This window comes from Nocardia sp. NPDC051929 (genome assembly GCF_044548645.1).
Taxonomy (GTDB): domain Bacteria; phylum Actinomycetota; class Actinomycetes; order Mycobacteriales; family Mycobacteriaceae; genus Nocardia; species Nocardia sichangensis.
The window spans coordinates 1-13,718 of sequence record NZ_JBIUCG010000048.1 but is presented as its reverse complement, the minus strand read 5'-3'; the positions used below and the strand labels follow the sequence as shown (position 1 = coordinate 13,718).

Annotated in this window: 14 protein-coding genes; 7 read left to right on the top strand and 7 right to left on the bottom strand. The window is 70.1% G+C overall.

Going from position 1 to position 13,718, the window contains the following annotated elements; translation table 11 throughout:
• The first annotated feature begins 297 nt into the window (after positions 1 to 297).
• Positions 298 to 750 (top strand): Rieske (2Fe-2S) protein, encoded by a 453-nt coding sequence (locus ACIHAX_RS37215; RefSeq protein WP_364437109.1) that lies wholly within the window; start codon positions 298 to 300, stop codon positions 748 to 750.
• 15 nt (positions 751 to 765) lie between these two features.
• Here ACIHAX_RS37215 and ACIHAX_RS37210 read toward each other — a convergent pair whose 3' ends face one another.
• The 3 genes from ACIHAX_RS37210 to ACIHAX_RS37200 form a co-directional block, all read right to left on the bottom strand.
• Positions 766 to 1,233, bottom strand: coding sequence for a VOC family protein (locus ACIHAX_RS37210; RefSeq protein ID WP_355079683.1), 468 nt, complete (start codon positions 1,231 to 1,233; stop codon positions 766 to 768).
• 83 nt (positions 1,234 to 1,316) lie between these two features.
• Positions 1,317 to 2,036, bottom strand: a complete 720-nt coding sequence (locus ACIHAX_RS37205; protein WP_397282354.1) for a hypothetical protein — start codon at positions 2,034 to 2,036, stop codon at positions 1,317 to 1,319.
• Complete coding sequence (locus ACIHAX_RS37200) at positions 2,033 to 2,923, bottom strand: hypothetical protein (protein ID WP_379253122.1); 891 nt, start codon at positions 2,921 to 2,923, stop codon at positions 2,033 to 2,035. Before ACIHAX_RS37200 ends, ACIHAX_RS37205 begins: the two co-directional genes overlap by 4 nt.
• A gap of 210 nt (positions 2,924 to 3,133) precedes the next feature.
• On the opposite strand from ACIHAX_RS37200, the gene lspA reads away from it, so the two are divergent.
• Genes lspA through ACIHAX_RS37185 form a run of 3 tightly spaced genes read left to right on the top strand, consistent with a single transcriptional unit; the run spans position 3,134 to position 5,311 of the window.
• Positions 3,134 to 3,730 (top strand): signal peptidase II, encoded by a 597-nt coding sequence (lspA, locus tag ACIHAX_RS37195; protein ID WP_397282347.1) that lies wholly within the window; start codon positions 3,134 to 3,136, stop codon positions 3,728 to 3,730.
• Positions 3,727 to 4,653 (top strand): RluA family pseudouridine synthase, encoded by a 927-nt coding sequence (locus ACIHAX_RS37190; RefSeq protein WP_355079679.1) that lies wholly within the window; start codon positions 3,727 to 3,729, stop codon positions 4,651 to 4,653. Before lspA ends, ACIHAX_RS37190 begins: the two co-directional genes overlap by 4 nt.
• The gene (locus ACIHAX_RS37185; RefSeq protein WP_364437114.1) at positions 4,646 to 5,311 is read left to right on the top strand and encodes a hypothetical protein; all 666 of its coding nucleotides are present in this window, start codon (positions 4,646 to 4,648) and stop codon (positions 5,309 to 5,311) included. Before ACIHAX_RS37190 ends, ACIHAX_RS37185 begins: the two co-directional genes overlap by 8 nt.
• A 10-nt stretch (positions 5,312 to 5,321) precedes the next feature.
• Here the strand turns inward: ACIHAX_RS37185 and ACIHAX_RS37180 are convergent, their stop codons facing one another.
• Both ACIHAX_RS37180 and ACIHAX_RS37175 read right to left on the bottom strand, forming a co-directional pair.
• On the bottom strand, positions 5,322 to 6,140 hold the full coding sequence (locus ACIHAX_RS37180) for a PhzF family phenazine biosynthesis protein (RefSeq protein WP_355079675.1): 819 nt from the start codon (positions 6,138 to 6,140) through the stop codon (positions 5,322 to 5,324).
• Between the two features lie 81 nt (positions 6,141 to 6,221).
• Positions 6,222 to 8,645: an HAD-IC family P-type ATPase gene (locus ACIHAX_RS37175; RefSeq protein WP_397282344.1), complete on the bottom strand. Its 2,424-nt coding sequence runs from the start codon at positions 8,643 to 8,645 to the stop codon at positions 6,222 to 6,224.
• Positions 8,646 to 8,677: 32 nt separating this feature from the next.
• Here ACIHAX_RS37175 and rarD point away from each other — a divergent pair, with 32 nt between their 5' ends.
• Complete coding sequence (gene rarD / locus ACIHAX_RS37170; protein WP_397282352.1) at positions 8,678 to 9,622, top strand: EamA family transporter RarD; 945 nt, start codon at positions 8,678 to 8,680, stop codon at positions 9,620 to 9,622.
• Between the two features lie 98 nt (positions 9,623 to 9,720).
• Complete coding sequence (locus ACIHAX_RS37165) at positions 9,721 to 10,227, top strand: PaaI family thioesterase (protein WP_355079669.1); 507 nt, start codon at positions 9,721 to 9,723, stop codon at positions 10,225 to 10,227.
• 88 nt (positions 10,228 to 10,315) lie between these two features.
• Here ACIHAX_RS37165 and ACIHAX_RS37160 read toward each other — a convergent pair whose 3' ends face one another.
• Positions 10,316 to 10,816, bottom strand: a complete 501-nt coding sequence (locus ACIHAX_RS37160; RefSeq protein ID WP_355079667.1) for a hypothetical protein — start codon at positions 10,814 to 10,816, stop codon at positions 10,316 to 10,318.
• Positions 10,817 to 11,010: 194 nt separating this feature from the next.
• Positions 11,011 to 12,336, bottom strand: coding sequence for a DNA polymerase IV (locus ACIHAX_RS37155; protein ID WP_397282350.1), 1,326 nt, complete (start codon positions 12,334 to 12,336; stop codon positions 11,011 to 11,013).
• A 403-nt stretch (positions 12,337 to 12,739) separates the two neighbouring features.
• On the opposite strand from ACIHAX_RS37155, the gene ACIHAX_RS37150 reads away from it, so the two are divergent.
• Positions 12,740 to 13,627: a UTP--glucose-1-phosphate uridylyltransferase gene (locus ACIHAX_RS37150; protein WP_355079665.1), complete on the top strand. Its 888-nt coding sequence runs from the start codon at positions 12,740 to 12,742 to the stop codon at positions 13,625 to 13,627.
• Positions 13,628 to 13,718: the final 91 nt, after the last annotated feature.

Below are 13,718 nucleotides of genomic sequence, written 5' to 3'. Positions count from 1 at the left end.
CCCCAAAACCCGCAGCGGCAAAATCATGCGCCGACTCCTGCGCGACGTCGCCGAAGGACGCGAACTCGGCGACACCTCCACCCTCGTCGACCCGAAGGTGTTCGAATCGATCGCCCGCGGGTAACCACAAAGAACGGCGGACCCGGCCACAAACAGATGAGGGGGTCCGGGTCCGCCGCTCTGTCATACGAATCGAATCGGATCGTCGATTGAACCGCCTGATCACTATCTCCGTGAACAAGGCGAAGCGGAAACCGGCGCAAGGCCGGCCGCGCCTTCGAGGGAGATCCGACCGACATGACATTCCACGAACAACTCCGCACCCGCCGCAGTGTGGTCGTCGCCGGTGCGGGCGTCGCCGCCGCGGCGGCGGTCACCGCCTGCACCGCCCATGGCAAGGGCGACGACGCTCCCGCGCCGCATGACGCCACCGCAGCGCAGGCAGACCGGCCCGTCGATGCGAACAGTCCCGCGAACGCGCTCGCCAAGACGGCCGACATTCCCGTCGGCGGCGGCGTGATCGTGGGCGACACCGTGGTGACCCAGCCCAGCGCGGGCACCTTCGTCGGGCTCTCCTCGGTGTGCACGCACGCGGGATGCAAGGTCGCGACGGTGTCCGGCGGCACCATCAACTGTGCCTGCCACGGCAGCAAGTTCGCGCTGGACGGTTCGGTGGCCCACGGCCCGGCGAGCAAACCACTCGCCCCGAAAGGCATCCGGGTCAACGGGGATTCGGTCGTCGCCGAATGAGCAGATCCGCCGGGATCAGGAACCGCCGAACCGCTCGGCCATCCGGCGGTCCATCTCGTCGGGCGGCACATCCTCCACGTGGGTGGCCACCGTCCATCGGTGTCCCCACGGATCCTCGAAGGCGCCACTGCGATCGCCGTAGAACTGATCGGTCATGGGCGTGAGTTCCCTGGCTCCCGCGGACAACGCGGCGGCGAAAGCGGCGTCGGCGTCCTCGACGTACACATACAGGTTGACGGGGGTGCCGCCGACCGTCTTCGGGTCGAGGAAGTCCATATCGGGCGCCGAATCGCCGAGCATGACGACGGAATTGCCGAACATCAGCTCACAATGCGCGATTCTGCCGTCCGGACCGGGCATCCGCATACGCTCGGTCGCACCGAAAATGTTCTTGTAGAAATCGATCGCCGCCGCGGCGCCGTCGACCGCGAGCCCGGGCGACACCACCGGATATCCATCGGGAACGGGTTTGACATCAGACATGGGGAACCTCCGGTCGAGGCGTTGTGTCGGATCATGCCGAGCCTATTCCGGCGACAGGCGCGATTCGGCCGGATCGCAGGAAATCACGGTCCGGCGACGCCCTGCAGCCTGCGCACCTGGGCCGCGGTCAGCGCGCTGAGCACACCCGGGTCCACCGCCTCCGGCGCGGTCACCGCGACCTGCACCAACGTGCTCCCCACCTGAACGATCGCGACGGACGAGCGGAGGGTCAGGTCGTCACTGGTAGTGCGCACTTGGAAGGGCGCGGAGGCATCGCCCGCGGGCGGCTGGACGAGCCCGCCGACGCGGTAGTCCATCGAAATGTCGGAGCCGTCGGCCCCGGCATAGTGCGCGCAGCGACGCAGGATTTCCTGCACTTCCGAGAAAGCGGCCGCGACCGCGTCCGGTGGATAACTGGCCGCGTCTATATCGATGCTGGAGAAATTCGGCCCGGTGTACTGCGTGGACGCCCGCGCTAGCGCGCCGGAGCGTTGCGCACCGAGCGGCGCGAGCACTTTCACGCATTCGGCCGGATTCGTCGGCGAGGCGCCGGTAGCGCCTCCGCCGGTGTCGGCGGGCGGCGCGAGCGCGGTGAAACCGGCGGGCAGATCGCTGTCGGCGAGCAACAGCCCGCGCAGCCGAGTGGAATCGGTCTCGGGGGCGGTGGTCACCGGGGCCGCGGCCACGACGGGTCCGAGCGTGGGAAGCTCGGGCTGTCCTGGTGCGGCGTGGTCCCCCGAGCCGCATCCGGTGGCGACGACGAGGGGCGCGACCGCGGCCAGCAGTCCGCACGCACGGATCATTCGGTCCACGACACCTGCGTCTCGATCGCCTGCTGCAGCGTGCTGTCGCTGTGCGGATCGCGGTAGGCCTGGTGCCCGCCGACGGTGATCGACCCGGCCACCGGCAGCGGCAAGCCGAGATCCACCGTGATGGTGCCCGCTCCCTGCATGACGTAGTCGTCGATGTCCAGCGTGCCCGCGTTGTTCGGCAGGTTCCACACCGGCGACTTCGGCTTCTGGGTGACGTGCAGCTCGATGGTGAGCCGGTCACCGTCGCGTTTGCTCAGCGTCGCGGTGGTCACCTGGTCGAGCAGGACGCCGCCGCTGACCTCCTGGCGCACCGTCCAGACCGCGCCCTCGCCGACGGGCTGGTCGGGAAACGCGATCGAACGGTAGACGGCCTGGTAGAACGCCTGCTCCAGCGCGGCGCGCGCGGTGTTGGACGCGTCGGGCGCCGGCTCGAGCCGCAGTGCGGTGATCGCGCCCAGATCGCTGAGGTCGAAGCCCGCGTGCGAGCCGCCGATCTTGGTGAGCGCTTTGGCCAGCGTGGGATCGGGCGAGGTGACCGAGCCAAGGGTGAGATCGATGCCCTCCACGGTGGTCTCCGCGGTCATGGGAATGGTCAGCGCCGGGGTGGAGAAGTCGGGCTTGGGCTGCCCATCGATCTGCTGCTGGATGTGATGGGCGGTGTACAGCGTGACCCGCTGCACGGTGCCCGCCGGATACTCCGGCCGCAGCATCGATCGGGGCTCCGCACCGGCCGATTCGACCGTGGTCACCGCGGCCGGAATCGGCACGGTCACTTCCTTGCCGATGCCGAGCGGCTCCGTTCCGTCGGCCTCACCGCTCGACTCGGCGCCGTCGCCGCAACCGACCCCGAATGCCGAGAGCCCGAGCGCGAGCACCATGAGCAGCACACCCGAGCGCGCGCTCCGGGCTAGGCTCGCGCTTCGGGCCAGGCGGGGGGAAGACAACACCGTCACGAGCAACAGGGTACGACCGATTCCTGAGTGTCAGCTGGGACATTCGACCGCGAACCGATCGGCGTGGCACGCGAACGCCGCGGGCGCGGGCCGGGGCAATCGGACGCGCGCACCGGACTCGATTCCGCTCGAGAGATGATGGTCGGTGTGAGTGACGACCGGCCGCCCGAGGAAAACCCAGCGAACACCGCCGACCCGACGACCGAGCCGGCTCCGCCGCAGCGGCTGCGTACGCTACTCGTCCTCGCCGCGGTCGTGCTCGGCCTGGATCTGCTCACCAAGACCCTCGCGGTGGCGAAGCTGACGCCGGGCGATCCGGTACCGATCATCGGCGACTTCGCGCGCCTGAGCCTGGTGCGCAATCCCGGCGCGGCGTTCTCCATGGCCACCGGCATGACCTGGCTGCTGACCCTGGTCGCCGCCGCCGTCGTCATCGGCGTGGTGCGCATCGGCCGCACCATGCGTTCGCTGTGGTGGGCGATCGGACTGGGCATGGTGCTCGGCGGCGCGGTCGGCAATCTGGGCGACCGGCTGTTCCGCGCGCCCGGCCCGCTGCAGGGGCACGTGGTGGATTTCGTCGCGATCGGCTGGTGGCCGGTGTTCAACGTCGCGGACTCGGCCATCGTGTGCGGCGCGATCCTGCTGGTCGTGCTCACCGTGTTCGGCTTCGAACCGAACGGCACCCGGGTGGGCCACGGCAAGACGGGCGCGAGCGAGGGCAGCGCGGCATGAGGGAGACCAGGACCATGCCCGTCCCCGACGGGCTCGACGGCATGCGCGTCGACGCGGGCCTGTCCCGTCTGCTCGGCCTGTCCCGCACCGCGGTGGCCACGCTGGCCGAGGAGGGTTCGGTGCAGCTCGACGGCGTCGCCGCGGGCAAATCCGACCGGCTCACCGCGGGAGCCTGGCTGGAGGTGATCTTCCCGGAGCCGAAGCGGGAGCTGACCATCGAGGCCGAACCGGTGGAAGGCATGAAGATCCTCTACGCCGACGACGACATCGTCGCGGTCGACAAGCCGGTCGGCGTGGCCGCGCACACCGGCGTCGGCTGGAGCGGCCCGACCGTCGTCGGCGGACTCGCCGCCGCCGGATACCGCATCTCCACCTCCGGCGCCCACGAGCGGCAGGGCATCGTGCACCGCCTGGACGTCGGCACCTCCGGCGTGATGGTGGTCGCACAGTCCGAGCACGCGTACACGGTGCTCAAGCGCGCGTTCAAGCAGCGCACCGTCGACAAGCGGTATCACGCCTTGGTGCAGGGGCATCCGGACCCCAGCAGCGGCACCATCGACGCCCCGATCGGGCGGGCCCGCGGCAACGACTGGAAGTTCGCCGTCACCGCAGACGGCCGTCCCAGCGTCACGCACTACGACACGGTCGAGGCGTTCCATTCGGCCAGCCTCCTCGACATCCACCTGGAGACCGGCCGCACCCATCAGATCCGCGTGCATTTCTCCGCGATCCGCCACCCGTGCTGCGGTGATCTCACCTACGGCGCCGACCCGCGGCTGGCCGAGCGGCTCGGGCTGCAACGGCAGTGGCTGCACGCTCGGTCGCTGGGGTTCCAGCACCCCGCCGACGGCCGCTACCTGGAGATCACCAGCGAATACCCGGACGACCTGAAGCACGCGCTGGACGTCCTGCGCGATGCCTGACCGCCGGGTGCCGCCCTGGCGCGGGATCTTGCTCGGCGCGGCGGCCGTCGCGCTGATCGCACTCGTCTTCGCGCTCGGCGCGCTGCAACCGCCGTACCGCGCCCCGGTGTCCACCGACCGGCTCGGGCCCGACCAGGGTGAGCAGGTCGCGGACTACCTCGCCCGGTCTCGTGACTCGCTGGACACGGGCGGCGACGAACCGCGCTGGGCGCTGGTGTCGTTCGCCGAACCCTTGGTGCCCGGCGAGATTCCGCAGCACAGCGGCGGATTGCGGATCGCGCAGGTGCTCTACCGGGTGCCCGCGCCCGGCGTGCAGACGCCGCTGGTGGCCGTGCCGGTACCGGAAGGCGTTCAGGCGGCGGCGGATTCGGCGTCGTACGCGGCCTGGCTGCTTCCCCGCCCCGTCGATGACCGCTCCGCCCGCGTGGTCGCGTTCTCGGCCGCACGACTGCGGAGCGGCTGCGGCTGTGTCGTCGGGCTCGTCGTGCGTGACACCCCGGCGCGACTGCGAAACCTGTCCGGGCACAACGATGTCCGCGCGGTCCAGGCTTTGCCCGCCGACGCGGTGGCGGGAAGCTTCGCGGTGGCCCCGCTGCTGCCCGACTACCGCGACGTCGTCGCGCCCGGCCCCGACGACGGACCGGTTCCGGAGCCGTGAGCGGCCGGAGCTAGTCCGGCAGGGTGACGACGCCGTCGAGGTAGCGGCGGCACCGTCCGAACAACAGCACGCGGTCGCCGGTCAGTTCGCAGCGCAAGCTTCCGCCGCGGCGGGACAGCTGCCTGGCGTGCAGTTCGGTGCGGCCGAGCCGCTCGCTCCACAGCGGAACCAGCTGCGCGTGCGCGGACCCGGTCACCGGGTCCTCCGGGACGCCCACGGCCGGGGCGAAGACCCGGGAGACGAAGTCGACCGAATCGCCGGGCGCGGTGACGATCGCGGCGCGCGGCAGCGCGGGGAACGCCGCCAGCACGGGCGCGGCATCGCGCACCTCCTGTTCGGTCGCCACGACGATCACCTCGTCGGTGCCGGAATACGCGCCCACCGGACGCACACCGAGCGCCGCGACGAGCGCCGGATCGGGCTGCACCGGAATGCTCGGCACGGCAGGCAGATCGAGGACGAACTCGTCGTCGTCGGTGCGGTCGACGTGCAGCCAGCCGCTGCGCGTGTAGAAGCTCACCCGGTCCTCACCGGGGTGCATGTCGGCCAGGATCTGCGCGGCGCTGGCGAGAGTGGCGTGCCCGCAGAGCGCGACCTCCACCCTCGGGGTGAACCACCGGAGGTGGAAGGCGGGCCACTCACCCGGCGGCACGCCCGCCTCTGGAGGTAACCGTGAGGTATAGAACGCGGTCTCGGCGAGGTTGTTCTCCTCGGCCAGCTGTTGCAGCAACGCATCCGGCAGCCACGACGGGAGCGGCATCACCGCGGCCGGGTTGCCCGAGAACGGTGCGTCGGCGAACGCGTCGATCTGGTGCAGCAGTACCTCCATAATCTCCAGAAGGTACTCCAAGTCTGAATGGCCGCTTCGCACAAGGCTTCTCGTGGCGCGGCGAGTCAGGCGTCCAGTCTGTCAGTCGGCTCCGCCGGGCGAGCTGGGCAGCAGTTGCGGCTTCTCGCCGCGCAGCGCCGCGCTCACCCACCAGGCCGCCTCGACGAGCACGATCCCGACCACGCCGCAGACCACCGCCGCACCGGTGAGCGCGAGGTTGGAGGGGTCGAGTTTGAAGAACTCGCGGGTGAACGGAACGGTGAACAGGAACACGTACGCCGCCACCGACACCGCGATCAGCATCACCTTCCACCACACGTACGGCCGCGCGACGATGGCGAGCACCCACACCGCGATCATGATCAATGTGATGAGCGCCGTGGTGCCCGCCTGCACCTTCTGCTCCTCGGTGGCGTGCGGCCCGGCGTAGGCGATCAGGTACGAGACGAAGGTGGCCGCGCCGATCACCACGCCCGAGGGGATGGCCAACCGCATGACGCGCCCCACGAAACCCGTGCGGGCACGCTCGTTGTTGGGCGCGAGCGAAAGGATGAACGCCGGAATGCCGATGGTGAACCAGGCCGCGATCGTGACGTGGCGCGGCAGGAACGGGTAGCCGATGGGCTCGTAGTCGAAGATCTGCGAGCCGATGCCGGCCATGCCGACCAGGAAGGCGAGCAGCACGGAATACACGGTCTTGGTGAGGAACAGATTCGAGACCCGCTCGATGTTGCCGATCACCCGGCGTCCCTCGCCGACCACGTACGGCAGCGTGGCGAACTTGTTGTCCAGCAGCACGATCTGCGCCACCGCCCTGGTCGCCGGACTGCCCGAGCCCATCGCCACGCCGATGTCCGAATCCTTCAAGGCGAGCACGTCGTTCACACCGTCGCCGGTCATGGCCACCGTGTGCCCGCGCGACTGCAACGCCGACACCATGGCGCGCTTCTGATCCGGACGTACCCGGCCGAAGGTGGTGTTGCCGTCCAGCATGGCGGCCAATTCGTCGCCGTCCTCCGGCAACTCCCGCGCGTCGATCGGGTGGTCACCGCCCGGCAGATCGAGCGAGGAGGCCACCGCGCCGACCGACACCGCGTTGTCGCCGGAGATGACCTTGATCGAGACGCTCTGGCTGGCGAAGTAATCGAGTGTGTCGCGCGCATCGGGCCGGACCTTCTGCTCCAGCACGACCAAGGCGGCGGGCCGCACGCCCCCCGGGGCGTCCGCGGCGTCCACCGGACGGTCGCCGCGCGCCAGCAACAGCACGCGTAGGCCGGATGCGCCGAGTTCCTCCGCGACCCGCGCGTCCGCGGATCCCGGGTCGAGCAGCACGTCCGGCGCGCCGAGCAGCCAGTCGCCGTGCTCGCCGTAGGAGCAACCGCTCCACTTCTTGGCGGAGGAGAACGGCGCGACGGCGGTGCGCTGCCAGCCGGGACCGTCCGGCAGAGCCTCGGCGATCGCCTGCACGCTCGCGTTCGGGCGCGGGTCGTCGGCCGCGAGCGCGGCCAGCGCGGTGCGTACCTCGGTGTCGTCGAAGGTGTCCAGCGTCTTCAGGTCCGACAGCCGCATGCCGTTCTCGGTCAGCGTGCCGGTCTTGTCCGCGCAGACCACGTCGACGCGGGCCAGCCCCTCGATCGCGGGCAACTCCTGCACCAGGCACTGGCGCCTGCCCAGCCGCACCACGCCGACCGCGAACGCGATCGACGTCATCAGCACCAGCCCCTCGGGCACCATCGGCACCAGCGCGGCCACCATGCCGGTGAGCGCGGGCCGCCACGACTCCTTGCTGGAGACCAGCTGGTTGTAGATGCTCAGCAGTCCGGCGGGAATCAGCAGGTAGGTGATGAACTTCAGGATCTTGTCGATACCGCTGCGCAGTTCGGAGTGCACCAGCGTGAACTTGCTCGCCTCCTCGGCCAGCCGCGCCGCGTAGGCGTCCCGGCCGACCTTGGTGGCGTGGTAGGCGCCGGACCCGGACACCACATAACTACCCGACATCACCGTGGCGCCGACCGCCTTCTCGATCGAGTCCGCCTCGCCGGTGAGCAACGACTCGTCCACCTCGAGCTGCGCGGACTCCTCTACCGTGCCGTCCACCACGATCTGGTCGCCGGGACCGAGCTCGATCACGTCGTCGAGCACCACCTCGCGCGGCGCGATCTCGACGGCCCTGCCGTCCCGGCGGACGGTCGGCTTGGCCTGGCTGACGATGGCCAGCTGGTCCAGGGTGCGCTTGGCGCGGATCTCCTGGATGATGCCGACCGCGCTGTTGGCGACGATCAGCAGGCCGAACATGCCGTCGATGATCGATCCGGTGGCCAGCACCAGCACGAACAGGACGCCGAGGATGGCGTTGATCCTGGTGAAGACGTTCGCGCGCACGATGTCGCGAACCGATCGGCTCGCGCGATCCGGGACGTCGTTGGTCAGTCCGTCGTGACGACGTTGCTCGACCTCGGTCGCGGTGAGCCCGGTCGCGCCCGATGCCTGCACGGTAATCGACATGACCGCAAGGCTACGGGACAACTACGTTCGTCATCGTGCGGCGAAGCAGGTCCATCCCCGGTGTAGCGTTCGGAGCGAGCGCGTACTTCTTGTGGGGACTTTTCCCCGCGTTCTTCGGGCTGCTGGCGTTCGCCAGTCCGGGTGAAGTGGTGGCGCAGCGGATCGTCTGGACGCTGGTGGTCGTGCTCGCGGTGCTCGCCGTCAGCGGCCGGATCCGCGAACTGCGCGGCATCGACGGCCGAGTCTGGCGGCTGGCGGCCGTGGCCTCCGCCGCGATCGCGCTCAACTGGGGCGTGTACGTCTATGGGGTCACCTCGGGCCACGTCGTGGAGTGCGCGCTCGGGTATTTCATCAACCCTCTGGTCACCGTCGCGTTCGGTGTGGTGCTCTTTCGTGAGCGGCTGACCGGCGCCCAATGGGCCGCCCTCGGGCTCGGCGCGGCCGCGGTGGCCGTGCTCACGGTCGACTACGGCAGACCACCGATCATCGCCTTGGCCCTGGCCTGCTCTTTCGCCACCTACGGCTTGGTGAAGAAGGTGATCCCGCTGGACGCGCTGCGCGGCATCGCCGCCGAGGGCGTCGTCGCCGCACCCTTCGCGCTGGCGTTCGCGATCGCGCTCGCGCTCGCCGGGCACAGCGAATTCGCCTCCGCCCCCGCGCATACCGCCCTGATGGTGGCCACCGGACCGGTCACCCTGGTTCCGCTACTGCTGTTCGCCGTCGCGGCCCAGCGCGTCGCGTTGTCCACCATGGGCCTGCTGCAATACCTCACCCCCGCACTCCAGATGGCCTGGGGCGTCGCGGTCGCGCACGAGCCGATGCCCGCCTCCCGTTGGGCCGGGTTCGCCCTCATCTGGGCGGCGCTGGTGATATTCACCACCGACGCCCTGCTACGAACCCGTCGCGCGCGGCGCACATCGCGCCCTGTCACCAGCGAATCCGGCTCCCAAGCGAGCGAAACACGGTCCACACCGTGAGCTTCCCGCTTTCCGGCGACTCGAGTTCGTCGGAATTGGTCGCGAAGGTGTCGGATCCGACACTTCTGCGGGCTTCGCCTTCTCCGTAGCGTCGATGTATGACCGCGCCCAGACCCCTTCGCGCCCGCACCGACGCGGGGCGGCCGCCGGCTGAGAAGACACCCGACCCGCTCGGTATGACCGGACGGGAGATCTTGCAGGGAACGCTCGACGGACGATTCCCGGGCGCACCGATTCTGAGCGCGCTGGGTTTCCGGCTGGCCCAGGTCGGCGATGGGACCGTAGTTTTCGAGGGCGAGCCGGGTGACCAACTGCTCGACCCGGCGGGCGGGGTGTACGGCGGCTTCGTGGCGACGGTGCTCGAAGCGGCCCTCGGCTCGGCGGTACTGACGCAGTTGGCCGGCGGCACGCGCTCCACCTCGGTCAAGATCGGCATAGACATCCATCGTGCCGTGCGCAGCGACACGCGCACGCTGCGCTGCGAGGGCACCGCGATCCACGTCGGCACCACCACGGCCAGCGCCGAGGCCCGCCTGGTCGGCGCCGAAGACGGCGAACTGTACGCGCACGCCACCTCGATGTACGCGATTCTGCGCATGCTCTGACCTGCGCGTACTACAAAATGCGGCAGAGCATTTCACGCGACGACGGGCCGGGCGCCGCGAAGCGCGACGACCGGCCCGTCGGGTGAACTCAGCTGCAGGCCGCCGACTGCTGACCGAGGTTGGTCAGCATGGTGCAGGCCCAGGTCTTCTGGATCTTCCACTTGCCGTTGTCGGCGACGAACGGCACGTCGACGATGTTCTCCTGGCCGTTGAGGATGAACTTGGCCTTCGCGTTCACGCTGTCGCCGAAGGAGGTGACGTCGGTGACCACGATCTTCACGTCGGCGCCGGCCGCGGCCTGCGACAGGCGGTCCGGCAGCGTCGGATCGGCCTCGGCGCCCTGGACGTTGTCCAGCTTCTCGGAGGCGGGCACCGACGGGTCGAGCGCACGGGCCAGGGCGGTGTTCAGCTCCGCGGGGGTCGGGACCGGCGGCAGGTTCGCGCTCGCGGTCGCCGACGCCTTGGCGCTGGTCGACGTCTTGGCGGCGGGCTTGCTGTCCTTGTCGTCGCCACCACAGGCGGTCAGGCCAAGCGCGGCGACGATGGCCAGTCCGGCGATCGCGATGCGTCCAGTCTTACGAAGCTTCAACTGCTCGTCCTTTGCGTTCGAGAGGTCCGTGTCGTGTTCCACCATGGCAGCCGCCCCCGAACCGGCGGCGCTGCACGAGGTCCCAGGCTACCGGCCCCGGGTGGCGGCACCCGGATCCACATCGGACCGGCGATGGTCGTCGGCAGCGAACGTACGCGTCCGGCCCGGCGATGTCGAGCCTCGGGCCCCGGCCGTCAGAGCAGACTGCCCAGCGGATCGGCACGGGTGAGGGCGGCATCGTCGGCGGCGAAGGTGCGCGCGGGACCCGGACCGGTGGAACGGGTTTCGAAGCGGACGGTCACCACGCCGAGCCCGGCGCCCTGCACCCAGCCGTGACCGTGCTCGGGATGCGATACGTCCATGCCGGGACGCCAGAGGGCGACCGGTAGGACCGGCGCGGTGTGCGCGGCATCGCCGAGTTCGGGGGCGTGCGCCGGTTCGGATTCCGTTTCGACCGCGGCGATCTCGGGGACCGGGCCGCGATCCAGTTCGGGGAACAGCGATTCCTGACGGACGGTCGACAGGCCGCCGTAGCCGACGCCGACGAGGCGGATCGGGCCCAGCTCCCGCGGATCGAGCGCCGAACGCTGCGCGGCGGCGGCGAGAGTGGCCAAATCCTCGGTGGCGTAGGGCAGGGTGTAGGAGCGGGTGACGATGCTCATATCCGACTTCTTCAATTTGAGCACCACCGTGCGCGCGGCGCGCCCGTCACCGGTCAGGCGCCGGTGCGCCGCGACGGCCATGTCCTCGATGGCCGGACGCAGTTGCTCCAGGCTGACGATGTCGGTTTCGTAGGTTGTCTCGGCGCTGATCTGCTTCGCCTCGGTGCGTTCGGCGACCGGACGGTCATCGATGCCGCGCGCCAGTCGGTGCAGCGCGGCGCCGACGCTGCCGCCGAGAATCGACATCGCCTCCGACTCCGGCAGCGCGGCGAAGGCGCCCACGGTCTCGATGCCCAACGAGCGCAACCGGCTCTCCGCGACCGGGCCGATCCCCCACAGCTTGCGCACCGGCAGACCTGCCAGCAGTCGCGGCTGCTCGACCGGCGAGATCACCCGGATCCCATCGGGTTTGGCCAAGCCGGAGGCGATCTTGGCCAGCTGCTTTCCGGTGCCCGCGCCCACCGAGGCGGTCAACCCGGTCCGTTCCCGCACCACCGCGCGCAAGTCCGCGCAGAACGCGTGCACCTGGGCGACCGTCGCGCCGGCCAGCTCGGCCGGTTCGCCGAACGCCTCGTCGAACGACAGCGTCTCCAGCACCGGGATCCGGCTGCGCAACGCGTCGAAGACCTGCCCGCTGACCACGCCGTAGACGGCGCCGCGCGGCGGCACCACCACCGCCGTGACGCCGACCAACCGGCGCGCCTGATGCATCGGCATCGCCGACCGGGCGCCGAACACGCGCGCCTCGTAACTGGCTCCGGCGACGACGCCGCGCCCGCCGGTCCCGCCGACCAGCACCGGCCTGCCCCGCAGCGTCGGCCGGGTCAGCTGCTCGACCGAGGCGAAGAACGCGTCCATGTCGATGTGCAGAACCCAGCGACGAGCGGCGCTGTCCGCGTCGGCGAGCACCGGTGCCCGCCGACCCACCGAGCTTTCGGCGCGGGTGGTCCCGACCCCGGTCGAGGGCGCGACCGGGCACTCGACGCTCGGCTTCTCGGTACGCACGGCTGCAATGTACGCCCGTCCACCGACAGTGCGGAGCAGGCGGTGACGCTGTCAGGTGGCTGTGCGCTAGCTGCCGGTTACCTGCCGGTATCGGGGCCGCCTCCGTCTCGCGCCCCGGGGACCGTCCGGCCCGGTCGCGACGGCTTTGATCTGCGCTTTTCCGTGCCGGAACAAGTACCGGGCGGTCTCGAAATAACCGCCGACGTGCCGTGGGGACGGGGCCTGACCCACGGTCCGATATGTGATGATCGGACCCATGAATATCCGCAAGGCCGTCATCCCGGCCGCCGGTATCGGCTCCCGGCTGCTTCCGCTGACCAAGGCCATCCCCAAGGAGATGCTGCCGGTCGGCGACAAGCCGGTGATCGAGCACACGGTCCGCGAGCTGGTCGCTTCGGGCATCACCGACATCACCATCGTGGTCAGCAGCGGAAAATCACTGATCCAGGACCATTTCCGACCCAATCCCGCGCTGGTCGCCCAGCTGCGCGCGGACGGCAAGACCGCGTTCGCCGATGCCGTCGAGGAGGTCGGCGAGCTGTCCCGGCTCGGCCACATCACCTACCTCGACCAGCACGGGCCGTACGGCAACGGCACCCCGGTGCTCAACGCCGCCCGCAACCTCGGCGACGAGCCCATGCTGGTGCTGTGGCCGGACGACGTGTTCGTCGCCGAGGTGCCCCGAGCTCAGCAGCTCATCGACGCCTACGAGGCCACCGGAGCCCCCGTCCTCGCGCTGATGCCGATGGATCCCGCCGAGTCGCAGCGCTACGGCGTGCCGGTGGTCGCCGACGACCACGGCAACGGCCTGCTGCGCATCACCGGCCTGCGCGAGAAGCCGAAGCCGAAGGACGCGCCGTCGTCCTTCGCCGCGATCGGCGGCTATGTCGTCACCCCCGGCATCATCGACGAGCTGCGCAGGCAGACCGAAGAGTGGTACGAACACCGCACCGGCGAGGTGTACCTCACCGACGCGATCAACGTGCACGCGGCGAACAGTCCGGTCTTCGGCCAGGTGATCCGCGGCCGGTGGTACGACACCGGCAACCCGGCCGACTATTTGGTGGCGCAATTCGCCTCGGCGCTGGCCCATCAGCAGTACGGACCGCTGCTGCGCACCCTCGCCGACGGGCTCGGCGACTAGGGAGTGTTTCGAAGTGGGGAGGGCGGGCTGTTGGGCCCCGTCCTCACCCGTGTCGCAGCCACTGATTGATCGCAGCGATATGGATCGTCGC